Origin of the sequence: Ottowia sp. SB7-C50 (assembly GCF_033110285.1) — a bacterium.
Classification (GTDB): domain Bacteria; phylum Pseudomonadota; class Gammaproteobacteria; order Burkholderiales; family Burkholderiaceae_C; genus Ottowia.
Genome location: NZ_CP136995.1, coordinates 2056396 through 2075934 on the forward strand (window position 1 = coordinate 2056396; position 19539 = coordinate 2075934).

Consider the following 19539-nt stretch of genomic DNA (forward strand, 5'->3'; position numbering starts at 1 on the left):
CAACGCCGCGCACGGGCGCTGCACACTGGCCTGCTCTCCACTCTGCCAAGGACGCGACGTGATCGCCGTTATCTTTGAACTCTGGCCCGCCGAAGGCCAGGGCGACCGCTACTTCGACATGGTGGCAGGCCTGCGCGAAGACCTCGCTGGCATCGATGGCTTCATCTCGGTCGAGCGCTTTGAAAGTGTCAGTACGCCAGGCAAGTTCGTCTCGCTATCGTTCTGGCGCGACGAGGCCGCCGTGCCCGTGTGGCGCAACCAGCCGCCGCACCGCGCCGGGCAAGCCGAGGGTCGCGCCAGTGTCTTTTCCGACTATCGCCTGCGCGTGGCGCAGGTGCTGCGCGACTACGGCCCGCGCGAACGCACGCAGGCACCGCGCGATTCCAACACCCACCCTCTCGGAGTTGCCGCATGACCATCACCTGCTTCATCCGCTACGAAATCGATCCCTTCCAGAAAGATGCCTTTCGCCAGTACGCCGAAAACTGGGGCCGCATCATCCCGCGCTGCGGCGGGCATCTGGTGGGTTACTGGCTGCCCCACGAGGGGACCAATGACGAAGCCTGGGGCCTCATCAGCTTCGACTCGCTCGCCGCCTACGAGACTTACCGCGCCCGCCTTCGCGTCGACGACGAGGGTGCGCGCAACTTCGCCTGGGCGCAGGAAAAGCGGTTCATCCTGAAGGAAGAGCGCAGCTTCGTGCAGGGCGTGGCCGGTACGCTGAACCAGCCGGCGCGGCCACAATCAAGCGCGTGAACTCGCCCGAACCCCGCTTTGCCCGCATCGCCGCCATGATGGCCGACCCCACGCGCTCGCGCATGCTGGCGCTGCTGTTGTCGGGCGAATCGCGCACAGCAGGCGAGTTGGCACGCGCCGCAGGCATCACGCCGCAGGTTGCCACATCGCAGTTGGCGCAATTGGCGGAGGCGGGCTTGGTCTCCGTGCGGCCTCAGGGTCGCCACAAATACTTCGCGCTGGCCGATGCCGACGTGGCGCACGCGCTGGAGGCGTTGGCGCTGGTGGCCGAACGCGATGCGGTGGCCGCGCGCTGGCAGCGCCCGGCCTTTGGCGCGCTCAAGCACGCGCGGCGCTGCTATGGGCATCTGGCGGGCGAACTGGGCGTGGCGCAGTTGCGTATGCCGCTGGCGCGCGGCTATCTGCACGAAAGCGCAGACGGGTTCGCACTGACGGCCGCTGGCGAGCAATGGCTGGCCTCATTGGACGTGCTTCCCAATGCAGCAGCGCGCGGGCGACTGGCGTATCGCTGCATGGACTGGTCAGAACGGCAGGATCACCTGGCCGGCACGCTGGCCAAGGCCCTGCTTGACCACTACCTGCAAAACGACTGGCTGCGCGCAGACGCGACCAGCCGCGCGTTGCGCGCGACGCCAAAGGGCGAGGCGCATTTGTTGCCGATGTTTAGGGAAGCGCTGATCAATTCAGGCCCTTCGTAGTTGCCCGTCTTGCTGATGCGGGTGGTCACGCGGATGATCTGGGCCATAAGGCAAATGACCTTGGCATCGGCAGCCGACGAATCTGCCGGTTTTGAGCGCTATCGAAAGCCCACCCGGCAGATGCCTTGTTGGTGGAGATGCAAACGCTGGTGCCCTGGGCCGAGTTGGCTGCCTTGATCGAGCCGCGCCGGGGCCGGATGCCACCACCATCCTGAAGTTCAGGCACCTGTTGGAGAAACACGCACTGGGCCAAGCCATCTTCGCCGAAGTTGGCCGCATCCTGCAGCAGCGTGGCCTGCGCCTGAGCGCTGGCATCATCCTGGACGCCACCATCATTGCCGCGCCCAGTTCGACCAAGAACGCCGATCGCCAGCGCGATCCCGGGATGAGCCAGACCAGGAAAGGCAACCAGTGGCACTTCGGCATGAAGGTGCATGTGGGTAACGACAGCAGGACTGGGCTGGTGCACAGCGCCGTGGTCACCAGCGCCAACGTGCATAACAAGCACCCGCTGCCCGATCTGCTACAAGGCGATGAGAAGCGGTGCACGGCGACCGGGCCTATCAGGGTTGTGCCGGCATCATCAAGGCCAAGGCGCCGGCTGCGCGTGACTTCACCAACCGGCGGGTACGCAAACAGGGCTTTGAGGATGAAGCCGAGCGGATGCGCAACCGTGCCAAAAGCCGGACACGGGCCCGGGTCGGTCATCCGTTTCTAGTGCTCAAGCGGCTGTGGGGGTTTGCGAAGGTTCGCTATCGCGGCCTGACCAAGAACGCCAGCCGGGCATTCACGGCGCTGGCGATGGTCAATCTGTACATGGCTGCCAGGCGCGAGCCGGCATTGGCACGCCCGTAGTGGGCGCAACGCGGCCAGAACAGGCCGCAGATCAGATCACAGGGGGGGTCAGATGCCCCCAAACTGCAACATCTCAACGATGTTTGGCAGAAAACAACGTGCAGCCGATTCTTGATCAGCGTTTCCCTAGGCGTGTAGAGGCCCGCTTGTAGCGGGCACTGCTCACATCGCGACATCGTCCAGGTCAAACACCGCCATGCTCTCGACATGCGCCGTGTGCGGGAACATGTTGACCACGCCCGCGGCGCTGCAGCGGTAGCCGGCCTGGTGCACCAGCAGGCCGGCGTCGCGCGCCAGGGTGGCGGGGTTGCAACTAACGTAGACGATGCGGCGCGGGGGTTGCCAGGCTTCGGCGCCGGGCGGCAGCGGCTCGACATCGGGGGCGCCAATGCGGGCCTGGTGGACCGACGCCAGCGCCTTGACGAGGGCAAACGCCCCCTCACGTGGCGGATCGACCAGCCAACGGTCGGCTGTGCCGTCGCTCACCAGTTGTGCGGCGGTCATGTCGAACAGGTTTCTCGCTACAAAATCGGTAGTTGCCAGCGCTTTGCTGGCGAGCGCCGCAGCCTGATTTGTCTTGACGTTCTGGCGCGCGCGCGCGACCAGCGCTTCGCTGCCTTCGACGCCCAGCACCTGACCGGCCTGCGTGGCGATGGGGAGCGTGAAGTTGCCCAGGCCGCAGAACCAGTCGATCACCCGCTCGTGCCGCTGGGCGCTCAGCAGGCGCAGGGCGCGGGTGACGAGCACGCGGTTGATGTGCGGGTTGACCTGGGTGAAGTCGGTCGGCCTGAAGGGCATGGTGATGCCGAATTCCGGCAGGCGGTACGCCAGCTCGGGGCCGCCGTCGTCCAGCCGGTGCACGGTGTCGGGGCCCTTGGGCTGCAGCCACCATTGCACGCTGTGCCGGGCGCCAAAGTCGCGCAGCCGGGTCAGGTCGCCCGCCGACAGCGGCTCCAGGTGGCGCAGCACCAGCGCGGTCACGTCGTCGCCGCAGGCCAGTTCGATCTGCGGGCAGGTGTCGCGCGCATCCATGCCGGTGATCAGGTCACGCAGTGGCATCAGCAGCGCGCTGACGTGCGGCGGCAGCACGTGGCATTCGCGCATGTCGGCCACGTAGCGGCTCTTGCGTTCATGAAAGCCGATCAGCACTTCGCTGCGCTTGTGCACATAGCGCACCGACAGGCGCGCACGCCAGCGGTAGCCCCAGGCCGGGCCTTCGATGGGCCGCAGCAGGATGTCGGGCTTGACCTTGCCCAGGTGCCACAGGTTGTCTTCCAGCGCGCGCTGCTTGACGGCGACCTGGGCCGAAGCATGAAGGTGCTGCATCTTGCAGCCGCCGCACGCGCCCTGGTGCAGGCCAAAGTGCGGGCAGCGCGGGCGCACGCGCAGGCTGCTTTCGCGGTGCACCTCGGTCAGCGCGGCGGCTTCCCACTGGTTCTTGCGCTTGGTCACCGCGGCCGACACCCATTCGCCCGGCAGCGCACCGTCGATGAACACCACCTTGCCGTCCGCGCGGCGCGCAATGCCCTGCGCGTCCAGGTCCATCGAGTCGATGTGCAGCCAGTCGGGCGGTGTGGCGGAGGCAGTCTCTGGCTCTGGGTTCATGATGAAAAATGCCGCTTGCGCTGACAGGACAAGCGCAGGCAGCTATCAATTAAATAGTATTTGACACGCCGGCCCTACCCAACCCTGTCCCGCGCGCGGGAGAGCGAGCAAAAAAGGCTGCGCAGCAAGCCAAACCAAAGGCCGCGGAGCAGGCCACACTGGAACGCCGTGGTCGGGGTCCCCCCGACCACCAGCGTTGTCCCCTCCGGGGGATGGCGCGCAAAGCGCGACTCAGGGGGAGCCTATCTGGCGGGTAAATACCGCGCCGGGTCCACCGGCTTGCCCGCACGGCGGATTTCGAAATGCAGCTTCACGCGGTCGGCATCGGTCGACCCCATTTCGGCGATCTTCTGGCCCTTCTTCACGTTCTGGTCTTCCTTGACCAGCAGCGTCTGGTTGTGCGCGTAGGCCGTCAGAAACGTGTTGTTGTGCTTCAGGATGATCAGGTTGCCATAGCCGCGCAGGCCAGCGCCGGCATACACCACACGACCGTCGGCCGCAGCCAGCACCGGGTCGCCGGCCTTGCCGCCGATGCCCAGCCCCTTGTTCTTGGCTTCGTCAAAGCCGGCAATGGTGGGGCCGCTGGCCGGCCAGATGAAATCGACGTCGTCGGCGCCCGCCGTGGGCGCGGCGGCGGCAGCAGCCGGTGCGGCGGCAGCGGCAGCGGGCGTGGTCTGCGTCGCTGCCGGTGCGGTGGCCCGCGGCGCCGTGGTTGCAGGCGCGGCAGGGGGGCGTGGCGCCTCGGCCACGGCGGTGCCGGCGGGGCCGACCACGCGCAGCACCTGGCCGACCTCGATCACGTTGGGGTTGTCCAGGTTGTTCCAGCGGGCGATGTCGCGCCAGGGCTTGTTGACCTCGGTGGCGATCTTCATCAGCGTGTCGCCGGGGCGCACGGTGTAGTAACCCGGCTTGCCGGCGTTTTCGGCCCCCGGCAGCGTGGCGGGATCGACGCGCGGCGTTGTCACGGCGGTGGCGCCTCGGTCTTCCACCGGGGCGGGCTGCGTCGACGAGGTGGAGCAACCGGCCAGTACCGACAGCGACAGCAGCGCGGCGGCTACCCAAGTCTTGCGACCTGTGAAATACATACAAACCCTTCCTATGGCACTAGGCAAGGCCTGATTTTAGGGGCACGAAGTTAACGGCCTCCAGAAGCGTCTGCTGAATCCCCTGGCGCGACTTGTCGATGACCATCAGCGCCTGCTGTCCCGGCGTGGTGGCCACCGGCGCCACGATGCGCCCGCCGTAGCCCAGTTGCTCGATCCAGGCGTCCGGCACGGCCTCGCCGCCCGCCGCTGCCACGATGCCCGCGTAAGGCGCGCCCTTGGCAAAACCCGCCATGCCGTCGCCCAGGATCAGGTGCACGTTGGCGATGCGCAGCGGCCGCAGGTTGGCGCGCGCCTTCTCGTGCAGGTCGCGCAGGCGCTCGATGCTGTAGACCTCGCTGGCGATCTGCCCCATCACCACCGCCTGGTAGCCGCAGCCGGTGCCGATGTCGAGCACGCGGCCCAGCTTGCCGTCCGGCCCGCGCAGACCGCCCTGCATCAGCAATTCGAGCATGCGCGCGACCACGCTGGGCTTGCTGATGGTCTGGCCCAGGCCGATGGGCAGCGCCGTGTCTTCGTAGGCCTGCGCCAGCAGCGCGCCGTCGACGAAGCGGTGGCGGTCCACCGTGCCCATGGCGCGCAGCACCTGCGGGTCGGCAATGCCGTCCGCAGCCAGTTGTTGCACCATGCGGGCGCGTGCCGGGATCGGGTCGCGCGCCATGCTGGCCGCCTGCGGGGCCGAATCGTTGGTCACCGGCGTCGGCATGCCGGGCGGCGCTGGCGCGCGCACCGGCGCCCTGGCCAGCGGCTTGCCGCCCTGCCCCAGGTCGAGGCGGGCCGGAAAGCCCGGGCGTGGCGGGGTCGCCATCAGCCCTTGGCCTCGCCCTGGGCGTGCGGCGCCAGCATGTGGCCCAGGCCCTGCGCCCAGTATCCCAGCGCGTCGCGGTCGGTCAGGTCGACCTTCAGCGGCGTGATGGCGATGTGGCCTTCGGCCGTGGCATGAAAGTCGGTGCCCTCGGCCGCGTCGGCCGCCGCGCCGGCACCGCCAATCCAGTACATCGTGTCGCCATGTGGGCTGGCCATGGTGATGACGCGCTCGGCCGCGTGTCGGCGGCCCAGCCGGCACACCTTGGGCGGCTTGATCTGATCGAACGGCAGGTTGGGAATGTTGACGTTCAGCAGCCAGGGCTTGCCGCCGTCGAGCTGATGCGTGCCGATGCGCTGCACCAGCTCGGCCGCGCGCGCGGCGGCGGCGTCGATATGGCCCCAGCCCTTGTCGATCTGCGAGAACGCGATGGCCGGGATGCCGAACAGGTAGCCTTCCATCGCCGCGCCCACGGTACCGCTGTAGATGGTGTCGTCGCCCATGTTGGCGCCGTTGTTGATGCCCGAGACCACCAGGTCGGGCCGGTAGTCGAGCAGCCCCGTCAGCGCGATGTGCACGCAGTCGGCCGGCGTGCCGTTGACGTAGCGAAAGCCGTTGGCCGCCTCGTACACGTACAGCGGCGCGCGCAGCGTCAGCGCGTTGGACTTGGCGCTGTTGTTGTGCTCGGGCGCCACCACCTCGACCTGCACGCCCGGCAGCGCCTTCAATGCCTCGTGAAAGGCCACGATGCCCGTGGCCTGGTAGCCATCGTCGTTGCAGAGCAGGATCTTCATCGAATCAGCGTCACGCACAGTTGAAACCGATTGTAGGCGCGCCCTCGCCCCACCGGCCCGCGCGGCGCGGTCGCCGCAGGGACAGAGCGGCGCGCACGCCCGCTCCTATCATCGCCCATGCACGCTGGCGCGCTGCGCGCCGCCTTTTCGGACTTTCCTGGAGACAATCCCATGCATGCCTGGCTTTGCGAAAACCCCGTCGGCGTCGACGCCCTGACCTGGAAGGAACTGCCCGCGCCCCAACCCGGCAAGGGCCAGGTGCTGATTCGCATCCAGGCGGCCAGCCTGAACTTTCCGGACCTGCTGATCGTGCAGAACAAGTACCAGATGAAGCCCGAGTTGCCGTTCGTACCCGGCTCCGAATACGCTGGCGTGATCGAGGCGGTGGGCGAAGGCGTGACCGACCTGAAGGTGGGCCAGGCCGTGGCCTGCCTCAGCGGCACGGGCGGCTTCGGCACCCATACGCTGGCGCCGGCCAAGCTGTGCATGCCGCTGCCGCCGGGCTTTCCGCCGGTGGATGCGGCCGCCTTCATCATGATCTACGCCACCAGCCACCACGCGCTGATGGACCGCGGCGAGCTGAAGGCCGGCGAGACGGTGCTTGTGCTGGGCGGCGCGGGCGGCGTGGGCATGTCGGCCATCCAGATCGCCAAGCTGGCCGGCGCGCGGGTGATCGCCGCCGCGTCGACCGACGAGAAATGCGCCTTCTGCAAGCAGCTGGGCGCCGACGACACCATCAACTACAGCACCGAGGATTTGCGGGAGCGCCTGAAGGATCTGACCGGCGGCAAGGGCCCCGACGTCATCTACGACCCGGTGGGCGGCCCCTTCACCGAGCCGGCGTTCCGCTCCATCGCGTGGCGCGGGCGGCACCTGGTGGTGGGCTTTGCGGCGGGCGACATCCCGGCCATCAAGATCAACCTGGCGCTGGTCAAGGGCGCCAGCCTGGTGGGCGTGTTCTGGGGCGACTTCGCGCGCCGCGAGCCGGCCGCCAACGCCGCCATGATGCAGGAGCTGGCCACCTGGTACGCGCAGGGCAAGATCAAGCCCATGATCGACCGCCAGATGCCCATGAGCGAGCTGAAGGCCGCCTACGCCCGCATGGACAGCCGCGAGGTGAAGGGCAAGCTGGTGCTGGTGAACGAGTAATTGCTACAGATTATGTAGCCATAGGCGCGCTATGGGCAAGCGCGGACGGCTCATTTTATGAGCCGTTGAGGTGCGTGGAAGGCTGCGCTGAACGTCGACGCACCCGTCTTCCAACCCGCAAGCAAACGCTCCTTGATCGTCATTCCCGCGAAGAGCCTGCCCCCGCGTTCGCCACGGCAGAGGCTGCGCGGGACGGACGAAATACGTGTCGCTTCAAACCAGCAACGGGATCACCCCCGCCGCCCCTCGCGCCGCTCACGTGCGCGGCGCTGCTGGCGCGTCTCCTGCAAGCGGGCGGCGGCGATGTCCTTGGCGCGGCGCCGCTCGCGCCAGCCACGCGACAACCATCGGCCCAGCAGAAAGCTGCCGACGCCCATGATGACCATCAGGAAGATGCCGATGAAGGAGGGTTCGAGCACCATGATCACTCCACCCGCACGATGCCCGTGGGCTTGAACCCCAGGTCGGCCGCCTTGCCCTTGCGCGCACGGGCGGCGCGGGCGTTGTTGAGGCTGCGGATTTCGAGCGTTTCCTCGCGCGGCTTGCCGCCGCGGCCTATGCCAACAATGCGTACGCTGCGCGCGTAGGCGGCGGCACCGGCCAGCGTGTCCTTGGGCTCCAGGTCGATCAGGGTCAGGCCGCGGCCGCCCTTTTCCATCACCTTCAACTCGCCGATCTCGAAGGTCAGGATGCGGCCGCCCGCCGAGGCGCAGGCGACGTGCGTGGCCGCTACCAAAGGAATAGCTGACTGCGCTTGTCCTGCCTGCGCTGGAGGCGATTTTTGCTCTGACCCCAACGCCGCCAATGAAGGCCGGCAGATCTGCTCGCCCTCGCCCACCGTGATGAAGGCCTTGCCGCCGCGCTGGCGCGACAGCATGTGTTCGACGCGCGCCAGAAAGCCGTAGCCGCCCGAGCTGGACAGCAGCAGCGTGGCGCTGTCGGCACCCGCAAAGTAGTGCAGCGCCTGCGTGCCGGCGTCCAGGTCGATCAGCGTCGTGATCGGCTGTCCGTCGCCGCGCGCGCCCGGCAGGCTGGCCACCGGCACGGTGTACACCCGCCCGTTGCTGCCAAACACCAGCAGGTGGTGCACCGTGCGGCATTCAAAAGTGCCGTGCAGGCCATCGCCCGCCTTGAAGGCGAACCCCGCCGGGTCGTGCCCGTGGCCCTGGCGCGCGCGCACCCAGCCTTTTTCGCTGACCACCACGGTCACCGGCTCGTCAATGACCTTGACCTCGGCCACGGCCTTTTTCTCGGCCTGGATCAGCGTGCGGCGCGCGTCGGCAAACTGTTTGGCGTCGGATTCGATCTCCTTGACCATCAGCCGGCGCAGGCTGGCCGGGCTGCCCAGGATGTCTTCGAGGCTGCCCTGCTCCTTGCGCAGCTCGGACAGTTCTTGCTCGATCTTGATCGCCTCCAGCCGTGCCAGTTGGCGCAGGCGGATGTCGAGGATGTCGTCGGCCTGCCGCTCGGACAGGTTGAAGCGCGCGATCAGCGCGGCCTTGGGCTCGTCGCTCTCGCGGATGATGGCGATCACCTCGTCGATGTTCAGCAGCACCAGCTGCCGGCCTTCGAGGATGTGGATGCGGTCCAGCACCTTTTGCAGGCGGTGCTGGCTGCGGCGGGTGATCGTCTGCTGGCGGAACTCGACCCACTCGACCAGCATCTGCCGCAGCGACTTCTGCACCGGCCGGCCGTCCAGGCCCACGCTGGTCAGGTTGATGGAGGCCGACGACTCCAGGCTGGTGTGCGCCAGCAGGGTGCGGATCAGCTCGTCCTGCCCCACGGTGCGGCTCTTGGGCTCTAACACGATGCGCACCGGCGCGTCCTTGCTGGATTCGTCGCGCACCTCGTCCAGCACCGACAGCACGGTGCCTTTCAGCTGCGTCTGCTCGGGCGTCAGCGCTTTCTTGCCGGTCTTGACCTTGGGGTTGGTCAGTTCTTCGATCTCTTCCAGCACCTTCTGCGTGCTGGCGCCGGGCGGCAGTTCGGTGACGACCAGCTGCCACTGGCCGCGCGCCAGGTCCTCGATCTTCCAGCGCGCACGCACCTTCAGGCTGCCGCGGCCCGAACGGTAGGCGTCGTGGATGTCGCTGGCGGCGTTGATGATCTGCCCACCGCCAGGGTAGTCGGGGCCGGGGATCAGTGCGAACAGCTCGTCGTCGGCCAGCTTGGGGTTCTTGATGAGCGCCACGCACGCGTCGGCCACTTCGCGCAGGTTGTGGCTGGGGATCTCGGTCGCCAGTCCGACGGCAATGCCGCTGGCGCCGTTGAGCAAGGTGAACGGCAGGCGCGCCGGCAACTGGCGCGGCTCCTGCTCGCGGCCGTCGTAGTTGGGCTGGAAGTCGACCGTGCCTTCGTCGATTTCTTCCAGCAGCAGGCGGGTGATCTTGGCCAGGCGCGCCTCGGTGTAGCGCATGGCGGCAGCGCCGTCGCCGTCGCGGCTGCCGAAGTTGCCCTGGCCGTCGATCAGCGGGTAGCGCTGGCTGAAGTCCTGCGCCATGCGCACCAGCGCGTCGTAGGCGGCGGTGTCGCCGTGCGGGTGGTACTTGCCCAGCACGTCGCCCACCACGCGGGCGCTCTTGACCGGGGTGGCGGGCGTGTTGCCGGCCGCGCCGCCATAGCCCAGGCCCATGCGGTCCATGGCGTACAGAATGCGCCGCTGCACCGGCTTCTGGCCGTCGGCGACATCGGGCAGCGCACGGCCCTTGACGACGGACAGCGCGTATTCGAGATAGGCACGCTGGGCATAGGTGGCCAGCGCCAGATCGTCGTCCGACCCGCCGCCCTCCCCGGCCAGGCCTTGGACCGTTGGTTCTGTCATTCAGGAAACGAAAAAAGTGGGAATCAACTGCCGCTGGCAGCGGCGCTCACGCGCACGTCGCTGCCCAGCGCAGGCACCGTGTACAGCACGGGCGTCAGCGCGCTACCCGAAGCTTCGGCCGCCAGCGCGGCGGTGGCGGCCTTGGCGGGCTCGGCCGCCTTGGCCGTGGCGCCACCCAGTTCGACACGCACGCGGCCGCTACCCATGCGCCCGGCCGCCTTGGCCACCGGCTGCGCCGCCGTGGCGCGCGCATCGGCCACCGCCGTGGGCTGGGGCTTGAACACGCCGTACAGACCCATCACGGTCTTGACGTAACCCTGCGTCTCTTTGTACTTGGGGATCTTGTTGCCCGCGCGCTGCACGGCGCCTTCGCCGGCGTTGTAGGCGGCCACGGCCAGTTCCATTTCGCCCTTGAACAGCTTGATGAGATAGGCCAGGTAACGCGCGCCGGCGTTGATGTTGGTCTGCGGGTCGGTCAGCTTCTGCTCGACCGAGCGGGCCGGCAGCAGGTTGCCTTTGCGGTCCTTGCGGCCTTCCTTGTCGGCCAGCACGCCATATTGCTCGGCGGTGGTGGGCAGCAGCTGCATCAGGCCCACGGCGCCCTTGGGCGACACGGCGACGGCGTCAAAACCCGATTCGGCGGCAATGACCGCCTTGAGCAGTTCGTAGTCAACCTTGTGCGTCTTGGCGGCGGCCAGCAGGTGCTTGTGCACCGCCTTGTAGCCGGTGGAAGCGTCCAGGTTGGCAAAGCGCTTGGGCACCTCGAACTGCGGCTCGCCCTTCTTGCCGGCCTTCAGGCCCAGGCGCGAATCCTTCTGGGGCGCCAGCTTGGCGGCCGCGCTTTCGCCGGTGGTCAGGTCAACCTTGCCGACGTCGGCGCCCTTGAAATACAGCTGGTAACGGTCGTCCACCTGGCTGGCGGCGAAGTGCGTCACGCCCTGGGCGTCCACATAGGCCCACAGGTCGGCGTGCGCGGTAAGGTGCAAAAATGATAGCACCAAACCCAATATGGACAAGCGCCCACGGCGCGAAACCCCATTGAATCTTGAAGCTGAATGCATGCGTGTCGTCAGATGTCTATTTCCACGGCGTCGCCGTGCAGTTCCATGAGCTCGCGCCGCGACGCGGCTTCGCCTTTGCCCATGAGCTTGGTCATCTCGTCGGTGGTCTGGCTGAAGTCAAACCGGCCCAGCCGCACCGGCAACAGGCGGCGAGTGTCGGGATTGAGCGTGGTGTCCCACAATTGTTCCGCGTTCATCTCGCCCAGGCCCTTGAAGCGGCCAATCGTCCATTTTCCCTCAGATACGCCATCCTTGCGCAATTTGTCGAGCATGGCGGTCAATTCCCCGTCGTCCAGGGCATACATCTTGGCGGCGGGCTTCTTGCCGCGCGCCGGCGCGTCGACGCGGTACAGCGGGGGCCGCGCCACATAGACGTGCCCTGCGTCGATCAGCTTGGGGAAGTGGCGGAAGAACAGCGTCAGCAGCAGCACCTGGATGTGCGAGCCGTCGACATCCGCGTCCGACAATATGCAGATCTTGCCGTAGCGCAGGCCGCTCAGGTCGACCTCGTCGGCCGGCCCGTGCGGGTCGACGCCGATGGCGACCGAGATGTCGTGGATCTCGGTGTTGGCAAACAGCCGGTCGCGCTCGACTTCCCAGGTATTCAGCACCTTGCCGCGCAGGGGCAGCACGGCTTGCGTCTCCTTGTCGCGGCCCATCTTGGCGCTGCCGCCGGCCGAATCGCCCTCGACCAGGAACACCTCGTTGTCAGCGATGTCACGGCTTTCGCAGTCGGTGAGCTTGCCGGGCAGCACGGCGACGCCCGAACCCTTGCGCTTTTCGACCTTCTGGCCCGCGCGCTGGCGCGTCTGTGCGGCCTTGATGGCCAGTTCGGCCAGACGCTTGCCGTAGTCGACGTGCTGGTTCAGCCAGAGTTCGAGCGCCGGGCGCACGTAGCTGGACACCAGGCGCACCGCATCGCGCGAATTCAGCCGCTCCTTGATCTGGCCCTGGAACTGCGGGTCCAGCACCTTGGCCGACAGCACGTAGCTGGCGCGGGCGAACACGTCTTCAGGCATCAGCTTGACGCCCTTGGGCAGCAGCGCGTGCAGCTCAATGAAGCTCTTGACGGCCTGGAACAGCCCGTCGCGCAGGCCGCTGTCGTGCGTGCCGCCGGCCGTGGTGGGAATCAGGTTGACGTAGCTCTCGCGCACCGGCGCGCCTTCTTCGGTGAAGGCCACCGCCCATTCGGCGCCCTCACCTTCGGCAAAGCTGTCGGAATCCTTGCCCGCGTAGCCTTCGCCCTCGAAGATGGGCACCACCACGTCGCCGGTCAGCGTCTGCTCCAGGTAGTCGCGCAGGCCGCCCTTGTATTGCCAGCTTTGCGTGTCTTTTTTCTTCTCGTCGGTCAGCGTGACAGTGACGCCGGGCATCAGCACCGCCTTGCTGCGCAGCAGATGCACCAATTCGGTGCCGGGCAGCCCGGCGGATTCGAAGTATTTCGCATCGGGCCACGCGCGAACGGTGGTGCCCTGCTTGCGCTCGCCGGGGGCCAACGGCCGCAGGGTCAACGGCTCGACCACGTCGCCGCCGCTGAACACGATGCGCGCCACCTGGCCCTCGCGGTGGCTGGTCACTTCAAGGCGCTTGCTGAGCGCGTTGGTCACGCTGACGCCGACGCCGTGCAGGCCGCCCGAGAAGCTGTAGGCGCCGCCCTTGCCCTTGTCGAACTTGCCGCCGGCGTGCAGGCGGGTAAAGACCAGTTCGACCACCGGCGCCTTCTCTTCGGGATGCAGCCCGAACGGGATGCCGCGGCCGTCGTCCTCGACGCCCACCGAGCCGTCGGCATGCAGGGTGACGCGGATCTTCTTGCCAAAGCCGGCCAACGCCTCGTCGGCTGCGTTGTCGATCACTTCCTGGATCACGTGGAGCGGGTTGTCGGTGCGCGTGTACATGCCCGGCCGCTGCTTGACCGGCTCGAGCCCCTTCAGCACCTTGATCGAGCCCTCGGAATACCCGGTGGCGGACGAAACGGAAGTCGTGGACATAACCGCGCATTTTAACCCCCACGGCCTGGAACCACTGGATACAAACACAGATGAGCATACCAAGCGCTGGCGACCGGGCATCGAAATCCCCATCAAACAGGCCACCACCCCGCGACAATCCAGCGGATTCAGCTATGATTAATATAGTATCCAGGCTCAGCGACCCGACATGACAACGACCACCCCGCACGCCGACCCTCAGCCCTCGCCCTGGGTGCGCCGCTGGACGCCCCTGGTGGCGGACGGCGCGACGGTGCTTGACGTGGCCTGTGGCCGCGGCCGGCACATGCGCTGGTTTGCCGAGCGCGGCCACGCCGTGACGGGCATCGACCGCGACGCCGACGCGCTGGCCGTCGCCCGCGCCTGGGGCACGGTGGTGCAGGCCGACATCGAGAACGGCCCCTGGCCGCTGCCCGGCCAGCGCTTTGGCGCCGTGGTGGTCACCAACTACCTCTGGCGACCGCTGATGCCAACCCTGCTGGACGCCGTGGCGCCCGGCGGCGTGCTGATCTACGAAACTTTTGCCGATGGCAACCAGACCGTCGGCAAGCCCTCGCGGCCCGACTTTCTACTGCAGCCCGGCGAGCTGCTGCGCGCCTGTGCGGGGCCCGGCTGGCGCGTGGTGGCCTATGAAGACGGCTTCCTGCCGTCGCCCGAGCGCTTTGTGCAACGGATGGCGGCGGTGAGGCTGGGAGGCGTCGCCGTCAAAGACCCGCCGCGTTACCCGCTTTGAAGGGTTGCTGGCGCGCCGGCCTGACACCGAGCGTGCCATTGACGAATCGTCGCCCGCACCCAGTCCACCGGCAGCCGCTCCTGTTCGATACGGCCTTGGCTAGGCTGCGCCAGCAAGTCGCGGAACACCGCCTGCTCATCCGCCCGCAGACCTGGGGGAATCTCAGGCGTCGGCACCGGCTCAGCACCCGCTTGTTCGATGAAGCGCTGCCGCGTGGGCTCGTCCATACAGAGGGCCGTCAGCTGCGGCACCTGCTGCCTTGCCAGCGCCAGCATCGTCAGGCCCCAGGTGTCGATGTCGCCCCAGTAGGCCACCGCGCGCTCACGCAGCCAATCAGCGCGCAGCCAGGCCAAGTCCAGCCCGGCGCCCAGAATGGCGACCGTGTCCGGGAGTTCGCCCCCGGGCGGCAGGTGGTGCAGGCATTGGTGGTTTTCGACCAGCAGCAACGCGGCTCCAGGCGGCGGATGGCGCGCCAAATCGTGACTGCGCACGCGCAACACGGGCCAAGGCAGCAGGCTGCCGTCCAGATCGACCACGTCGAGCCAGTGCGTGCCTTCGGCTTGCGCGTCCAAAAAGTGCTCCAGCCCTTGACTCAACTGTCCGGGATGCTCAGTTTCCAGGAGCATTGTCAGCAGCGTGCGCTGGCGCTCCCACAGCTTGCCGTCGATGCCGGCAAACGGCAGGGCACGCAGCGGCAGGCCGGCGGCACAGCCGGGCGCCAGCTGCGCGGCCAGGCCGATGGCACGCGCCACGTCATTTTCGGCCGAGTTTTCCAGCAAATGGCGCTGGCGAATCAGCACCTTGAGCCAGTCAGGCCGCGCCTGCACGGCGGGCAGCACTGCCAGGCGCTGCAGGCGCGCAAATTCACGGCCGATGGCGGCCTCCTGCATGGCGGCGACCCATTCGACGGGCGTTTGCAGCACCCACGTGCGCGGCATCTCCACCGCCTCGGCCGTGCTGCGATAACGCCGCGGCTCCCACACCACATGGCCTGTCCGCACGGCACGCCACGCCTGCACGTGCTGGCGCACGGCCTGCAAATCGCTTTCCAAGCGTGACGCTGCCGGCAGCGGGATGGGCAGCTCGACCGGCCATGCGCCCTCCTCGGCCAGCAACTGGCGCAGGCGACGCGAGGTGTCGGCCCATTGGCGGCGCAGTTGCAGGGCGAGATCGGCGGGGGATTTCATGCAACGATCAAAACAGCCGAACAGCCGGACGCGCAGAGGACGCAGAAGGATTCAAAAATCATACGAATTGGCTGCGAATCCTTGCTGGAAAAGCGCAGGCAGCTATGTTTTTTGACATCTTCATGGCTATCCTTTTGCGTCCTCTGCGAATCCTTTGCGTCCTCTGCGTCCGGCTGTTCGGTTCCCGAAGCATTGAATCACCGCGACATCTGACCACCCGCGCGCGCCTCGATCTCCGCCCAACCCATCGATGCCAGCCGCGCCTGCGCCCCCTCACGGTGCACCAGGATGGCGCGCCGCGTGTGCTCGCGCAGCAGGCGCAATTCTTTGTTGGGCGTGACGAACAGCGGGTTCAGCCCGAACGCGCGCAGAGCCGCCACGATGCGCGCGGCCACGGCCTGCGAGGTGCGCGAGAACGCCTCGTCCAGCACCATCGTCGCAAAGCGTGGCTGCAAATCGGCGGCATCCAGCACGCCAGCCTGGCGCGCGCACAGCGCGTAGCTGAGCGAGGCGGTCAGCACGTAGATGGCGATCACCTCCTTCTCGCCGCCGCTGCCGCCTTGCGAGCCGGTGCGCCGCTCGATCACCTGGCCGCTGGCGGTGTCGATGACGGTAATGGCGAACTGCACGCGGTGGCGCGCGTCCAGCAGCGCGCGCGAGGCCAGAGTGCGCGGGTTGGCGGCCGCGTGGCGCAACTGCTGCACCACCTCTTGCAGCGCCTGGAAGTGGCTTTCGCCCTCGTCCGCATCAGCCTTGAGCGCGGCCACGCGCACCTGCTTTTGCGCCGCTTCCAGGTTTTTCACGCTTTGCGCGGCCACGCGCTGGCAGACCAGTTGCAAGTGGCGACCGGGTTGAAAGGCGACGCGCGCCAGCGTGGCGTTGATGGCGTCGATGCGCTGCTCGATCTCGTCCACCTCCTGCGTGATGCCGGTCAGCAACTGCGTCACGCCCTGGTCGCTGGAGGTGTTGAGGTAGCTCTGAAAACGATTGCGCTTGGCGGGCAGGTCTTCGCTCTCCAGCACGTGCAGGCGGGTGAGATACGCGTCGATGTCGGCCATCTCGGTGCCGGATTGGGCCAGCGCACCGGTGTCGACTTTTTGCGCGTTGCTCATGGCCGCGACGAGCTTTTTCTCGAGATCGTGCAACTGGCCACTGGCGGTGCTGAGCGTGGCCTGCGTCTCATCGCGCCAGTCGCGCTCTTTCATCGACAGTTGCGCGGCGGGCACGTCGGCCAGGTCGGGCAATTGGTCGCGCAGCGCGACCAGCGTGGCCTCGTCGGGTTCGGCGTTCGCGGCACGACGGCGCGCGTCTTGCAGCTTGTCTTGCGCCGATTCGAGCCGGTCAGACTGCACCGCCAACTCGGACGCGCGCTGCATGGCTTGCGACTGCACGTCGCGCAGCGCGGCTTGCGCCTCGGCCAACGCCTGGCGCGCCACGTCGACGCTGGAGCCGGGCTTCAGCAAGGCGTCGAGCCGCGCCTGCACCTCGTCCGCCACGCGTTGGCGGCCGATGTGGTCGATTTGCTCGAAGCGCAGTTCGGCCAAGCCTTTCAGCAGCACTTCTTCCTGCGCCTGCCGCTTGTGCTCGGCGATGGCGGCGTCGCGTGCGGCCAGGCTCGTGGCGGCATCGGCCTGCGCGGCTTTCAACTGCTCGGCCAGCGCCTGCAACTGGTCGCGGTTGTCGAAGCCGGTGAGCCAGCCCTCGCGCAGGTCGCGCCGGTCGTCTTTTTCATGGCGGCCCCCGGTGTCAGAAAAGCTGCCTTCCACCGTCATGGCGTGGTCGGTCTGCGCCAGCGCCTGCACCGAATCGACGCAGTGTCGGTCGCGCCTTGCCAGCACGGCCTTGGCAACGGGGGCCAACTTGTGCGCCTTCAATTTCAGCTTGGCGACGTAGCCATCTTCAAACGGCTGGCTGCCGCGCTCGCGCGCCTCGGCCAGCGCGGCCTTGGGGTCCAGCAGGCGCACCAACACGCCCCGGTTGTGGCGGCTGTTGACCCATTGCAGCGCCTGCGCAAACGCCGCGGGCGGCACCAGCAGGCGCAGGCGCTCGCCGCCCAGCGCGCGCTCGATGGCGCCGCGCCAGCGCTGCTCGGCGGGCAGCACCTCGACCAGTTCGGCCAAAAATGGCAACTCCTCGGACGCTAGGCCAACAGCGGCCGCCAGGTCGGCCCGCCAATCCTGATAGTGGCTGGGGATGTTGGAGCCGGGGCGCTGGCGAATCTTCTCGATCTCGTCCGCCAGTTCGCGGCAACGGCGCGCGTCGTCGCTGTGGCGGGCGCCGGCGTCGTAGGCCGATTGCTCTGCTTTTTGAAGCGACTCACGCAGAGTGGACGCCGAGGTAGCGGCTTTTTGGCGGTTGGATTCAAATGCAGCGGGCGTCAGATCAACCATCCAGCCGAGTCGTTGCATCAATTGCTGGTATTGCGCCGCCTGGCGCGCGGCCTCCGCCTGCTCACGTTGGTGAGCCGCCAGCAGACTCTTCAGCGTATCAATGTCGCCACCGCCGGCCTTGGCGTAGGCAGCTTGGCGCAACGCCACGGCATCTTCGTGCCGAACAGTCTGGCTGGCCAGGTCATCGACCTGCGCTTGCAGCCCTTGGATCATCGCCTGCAGCCTCTCGCACTCGGCCTGCCAATGCGTTTGCGCGGCCTGCGCAAACCACCAGGGCAGCGCGGCCAGCAGCTGCTGGGCCGCTTCGATGCGCGCCAGCGCTTCAAGACGGCGCGGCGCCAGCGCGGCCACCGGGCGCAGCGACTGCACCTGGGCGCGGGCGCGCTCCAGCTCGATGCGAATGCCCACCAGCTGATCGAACTCCTGCGCCACCTGCGCGGCGCGCTCGAAGGCCGAGCGGTCGTCCAGCACCAGTTCCCGAAAAATCTCGTCGATGCTGGACAGCTGCTTCAGGCCCGTGGCGCGGTTGAGCAGCCGGAAAGCGTTGTCGCCGACGGCAAAGCACCCTTGCACCTTGGCGAGGTACGCGCGCTTGCTGTCGAACACCTGCACCCCATCGGCCAGGCGCGCGGCGTGCTTCAGTCCCCGTGCGCCTTCCGCATCGAGCAAGGTGAGCCAATGCGGCAAGTCGTGCAGCGCCTCGGCGGAATTGGCCTGCTCGAACAGCCACACATCCTTGCGATCCGCCGCCGCGCGGCCGCTGCCTTCCAGCCAGAACACGCCGGCCAGCCGCACGTGTTGCTCGCCCAGCACGAATGTGGCGGCGATGCCGGTGCTGGTCTTGTCGGGCCGCGCGACGTGGCGGTTGTCGGTGGTGTTGCCCATGCCGCTGTCGCCGCGCAGGTAGGACATCAGGCTGCGGTCACTTTCGGTGCCGCCGGTGGAAGCCAGGTTGTAGCTCGGCCGCTCCACCAACAGCGTCATCAGCGCATCGACCAGCGTGGTCTTGCCACTGCCCGTGGCGCCGATCAGCGCGCTGCCCCAGGCGTCGAACTCGGCATGGTGCAGGCCGCCAAACGGGCCCCAGTTGAACACGTGCAGGCTGCGAAGGACGAAGCCGGTGGGTATTGCAAGATCGGGCGTCTCGGGCGTGTTCATGGCACGTAGTCGTTCAGGTCAACGACTTCGATGCCCTTCAGCTTGTTGGCAACGCCCTTGTCCCCGGTGATGATGCATGCGCAGTGATGGTGAATGGCCGTGGCGGCGTGCACCGCGTCGATCATCTTCAGGTTTTGCGTGGCTCGAATCTCGGCCGCAAGCTCCAGCACCGCCCGGTGGTGGGGCAGCAGTTGGAAAAAGCCATTGTCAAAAAGGCCCTTGATGTTTCTGACCTGAATGGGATCGTTGGCGCGCAAGGGTTGAACCAACAACTCCGCCAGACACAGCTCGCCTGAACACGCGTTGAACAGATCGTCCTCGATGCCCTGAAAAAGCGCCAGGCAGACGTCGAAATACCCCTCGGTCTGATTGATGAAGTAGATGATGGGATTGGTGTCGAAGTAGACGCGCTGGCCCGTCAACTTCTGCATCAGCG

At 67.4% G+C, this 19539-nt stretch carries 16 protein-coding genes and 1 pseudogene; 6 read left to right on the forward strand and 11 right to left on the reverse strand.

Annotated elements, in window-relative coordinates; genetic code table 11:
- The first annotated feature begins 58 nt into the window (after positions 1 to 58).
- From R0D99_RS09745 to R0D99_RS09760, 4 genes and pseudogenes are all read left to right on the forward strand, one after another.
- Positions 59 to 415: an antibiotic biosynthesis monooxygenase gene (locus R0D99_RS09745; RefSeq protein ID WP_317748058.1), complete on the forward strand. Its 357-nt coding sequence runs from the start codon at positions 59 to 61 to the stop codon at positions 413 to 415.
- Positions 412 to 756, forward strand: a complete 345-nt coding sequence (locus R0D99_RS09750; RefSeq protein WP_317748059.1) for an NIPSNAP family protein — start codon at positions 412 to 414, stop codon at positions 754 to 756. The genes R0D99_RS09745 and R0D99_RS09750 overlap by 4 nt, the downstream gene beginning before the upstream one ends.
- Complete coding sequence (locus tag R0D99_RS09755; RefSeq protein WP_317748060.1) at positions 753 to 1454, forward strand: winged helix-turn-helix domain-containing protein; 702 nt, start codon at positions 753 to 755, stop codon at positions 1452 to 1454. Before R0D99_RS09750 ends, R0D99_RS09755 begins: the two co-directional genes overlap by 4 nt.
- Before the next feature lie 45 nt (positions 1455 to 1499).
- A pseudogene (locus tag R0D99_RS09760) lies at positions 1500 to 2309 on the forward strand (IS5 family transposase).
- Between the two features lie 162 nt (positions 2310 to 2471).
- Here the strand turns inward: R0D99_RS09760 and rlmD are convergent.
- The 4 genes from rlmD to surE form a co-directional block, all read right to left on the reverse strand.
- Positions 2472 to 3914, reverse strand: coding sequence for a 23S rRNA (uracil(1939)-C(5))-methyltransferase RlmD (gene rlmD / locus R0D99_RS09765; protein ID WP_317748061.1), 1443 nt, complete (start codon positions 3912 to 3914; stop codon positions 2472 to 2474).
- A gap of 242 nt (positions 3915 to 4156) precedes the next feature.
- Complete coding sequence (locus R0D99_RS09770; RefSeq protein WP_317748062.1) at positions 4157 to 4999, reverse strand: peptidoglycan DD-metalloendopeptidase family protein; 843 nt, start codon at positions 4997 to 4999, stop codon at positions 4157 to 4159.
- 19 nt (positions 5000 to 5018) lie between these two features.
- On the reverse strand, positions 5019 to 5825 hold the full coding sequence (locus tag R0D99_RS09775) for a protein-L-isoaspartate(D-aspartate) O-methyltransferase (protein WP_317748063.1): 807 nt from the start codon (positions 5823 to 5825) through the stop codon (positions 5019 to 5021).
- A complete protein-coding gene (surE, locus tag R0D99_RS09780) occupies positions 5825 to 6616 on the reverse strand; it encodes a 5'/3'-nucleotidase SurE (protein WP_317748064.1) in 792 nt (263 codons plus the stop codon). The genes R0D99_RS09775 and surE overlap by 1 nt, the downstream gene beginning before the upstream one ends.
- A 171-nt stretch (positions 6617 to 6787) precedes the next feature.
- Here surE and R0D99_RS09785 point away from each other — a divergent pair, with 171 nt between their 5' ends.
- Positions 6788 to 7765 carry an NADPH:quinone oxidoreductase family protein gene (locus R0D99_RS09785; protein WP_317748065.1) on the forward strand — a complete coding sequence of 326 codons (978 nt, stop codon included), beginning with the start codon at positions 6788 to 6790 and terminating at the stop codon, positions 7763 to 7765.
- Positions 7766 to 7995: 230 nt separating this feature from the next.
- Here the strand turns inward: R0D99_RS09785 and R0D99_RS09790 are convergent, their stop codons facing one another.
- From R0D99_RS09790 to R0D99_RS09805, 4 genes are all read right to left on the reverse strand, one after another.
- Positions 7996 to 8187, reverse strand: a complete 192-nt coding sequence (locus R0D99_RS09790; RefSeq protein ID WP_317748066.1) for a hypothetical protein — start codon at positions 8185 to 8187, stop codon at positions 7996 to 7998.
- 2 nt (positions 8188 to 8189) lie between these two features.
- Entirely contained in the window at positions 8190 to 10586 is a 2397-nt protein-coding gene (gene parC, locus R0D99_RS09795; RefSeq protein ID WP_317748067.1) for a DNA topoisomerase IV subunit A, read from the reverse strand.
- 23 nt (positions 10587 to 10609) lie between these two features.
- Positions 10610 to 11572: a lytic transglycosylase domain-containing protein gene (locus R0D99_RS09800; RefSeq protein WP_317748068.1), complete on the reverse strand. Its 963-nt coding sequence runs from the start codon at positions 11570 to 11572 to the stop codon at positions 10610 to 10612.
- 83 nt (positions 11573 to 11655) lie between these two features.
- Positions 11656 to 13635: a DNA topoisomerase IV subunit B gene (locus R0D99_RS09805; protein ID WP_317748069.1), complete on the reverse strand. Its 1980-nt coding sequence runs from the start codon at positions 13633 to 13635 to the stop codon at positions 11656 to 11658.
- 169 nt (positions 13636 to 13804) lie between these two features.
- Between R0D99_RS09805 and R0D99_RS09810 the strand changes: the two genes are divergently transcribed.
- Positions 13805 to 14368: a class I SAM-dependent methyltransferase gene (locus tag R0D99_RS09810; RefSeq protein WP_317748070.1), complete on the forward strand. Its 564-nt coding sequence runs from the start codon at positions 13805 to 13807 to the stop codon at positions 14366 to 14368.
- On the opposite strand, the gene R0D99_RS09815 is transcribed toward R0D99_RS09810, so the two are convergent.
- The 3 genes from R0D99_RS09815 to R0D99_RS09825 all read right to left on the reverse strand — a co-directional run bounded on the left by R0D99_RS09815 (position 14356) and on the right by R0D99_RS09825 (position 19534).
- Positions 14356 to 15555: a DUF3322 domain-containing protein gene (locus R0D99_RS09815; RefSeq protein ID WP_317748071.1), complete on the reverse strand. Its 1200-nt coding sequence runs from the start codon at positions 15553 to 15555 to the stop codon at positions 14356 to 14358. The genes R0D99_RS09810 and R0D99_RS09815 overlap by 13 nt on opposite strands.
- A gap of 197 nt (positions 15556 to 15752) precedes the next feature.
- Complete coding sequence (locus tag R0D99_RS09820) at positions 15753 to 19103, reverse strand: ATP-binding protein (RefSeq protein ID WP_317748072.1); 3351 nt, start codon at positions 19101 to 19103, stop codon at positions 15753 to 15755.
- On the reverse strand, positions 19100 to 19534 hold the full coding sequence (locus R0D99_RS09825; protein ID WP_317748073.1) for a type II toxin-antitoxin system VapC family toxin: 435 nt from the start codon (positions 19532 to 19534) through the stop codon (positions 19100 to 19102). Before R0D99_RS09825 ends, R0D99_RS09820 begins: the two co-directional genes overlap by 4 nt.
- Positions 19535 to 19539: the final 5 nt, after the last annotated feature.